Source organism: Pseudomonas sp. O39, from assembly GCF_045447295.1.
GTDB classification, from domain to species: domain Bacteria; phylum Pseudomonadota; class Gammaproteobacteria; order Pseudomonadales; family Pseudomonadaceae; genus Aquipseudomonas; species Aquipseudomonas antarctica_A.
In genome coordinates this window covers 1-1,067 of sequence record NZ_JBJGXV010000064.1, presented here as the reverse complement: position 1 = coordinate 1,067, position 1,067 = coordinate 1, and the positions used below count along the sequence as shown (strand labels likewise).

Annotated in this window: 2 protein-coding genes; both read right to left on the bottom strand. The window is 53.5% G+C overall.

Annotated elements, in window-relative coordinates; all coding sequences use genetic code 11:
• The coding region (locus ACI77D_RS29305) for a glutathione S-transferase family protein (RefSeq protein ID WP_407018100.1) at positions 1-422 on the bottom strand (422 nt) is incomplete at its 3' end.
• The coding region (locus ACI77D_RS29300; protein ID WP_407018099.1) for a TetR/AcrR family transcriptional regulator at positions 419-1,067 on the bottom strand (649 nt) is incomplete at its 5' end. The genes ACI77D_RS29305 and ACI77D_RS29300, both read right to left, overlap by 4 nt.

Below are 1,067 nucleotides of genomic sequence, written 5' to 3'. Positions count from 1 at the left end.
TGCTCGTTGATGATGGTCCAGTGACGCCAGGCTTCGAAGGTGTAGCGGGTAACGGCGTAGTCTTTTGGCTCAGGTGCGAAGTGCTTAAAGTGGACAGCCTGTCCAGAGTACGGGCCGATGCCGGTCGCGACGAACATGAGCCAGGAGTACATCTCCCCTCGCGCCTTGAGATTGTCAGCAGGCAGGAACATCCCGGTCTTTTCGGCTAGATAGAGCAGTATGGCGTTGCTGTCGAATACCACGTTATCACCATCAATCAGAGCCGGTGTCTTGGCATTCGGATTGATCTTAAGAAACGCCGGATCGTGCTGTTCACCCTTGCGCGTATCAACAGGGATGAGTTCGTACTCAAGGCCTGACTCCTCCAAGAACAGCGCAACCTTCGCGGGGTTAGGAGACGGGTGATAGTAGAGTTTGATCATATTGACTCCGTGCAGTGGTTTTCAGTGAACATCGCTAAAGCCAAGGGAGGAAGACCAAGGCTTTTGATTGCAATACCAATGGCGTCTGTTACACACGCAGGATCGGGATTAATTCGAGCCAAAACTCGAATACCAAGTAACACACTCAGCAAATGATGCGCCCCCTGCTTCACATCAATCTCGACAGAATCGACAGATTGCAGGCGGAAGGCTTGCAGGCGGCCTTCAAAAAAACTGCGAATGGCGTCGAATTCTTCTGCGACGGCCTGTCGCAAATCCACGTCTTCTGCATTTGCTTCGAGGGCAGAATTCACCAACAGACACCCACGATGAAAAGGATCGTTGAGTGTGCGACTCAACACCTCTGCGAAGAACCCAGTTATGGCCATTCCCGCGTTTGGCAGTGCTTCAAGGCGCCGAATTCGATCACGCACACTGCACTCCAGATAGTGCACAAGGGCGCGACGGTAAAGACTACGTTTGTCGCCAAACGCGTTGTAAAGGCTTGGCTGATTGAGCCCTGTGCGATTGACGAGGTCTCGGGTCGAGGTGGCCTCGTAGCCCTGCGTCCAGAACGCTTCAGCGACGGCTGTTAAAACAGTCGACTCATCGAATGTACGGGGACGGGCCATGGTTTTCGCACGC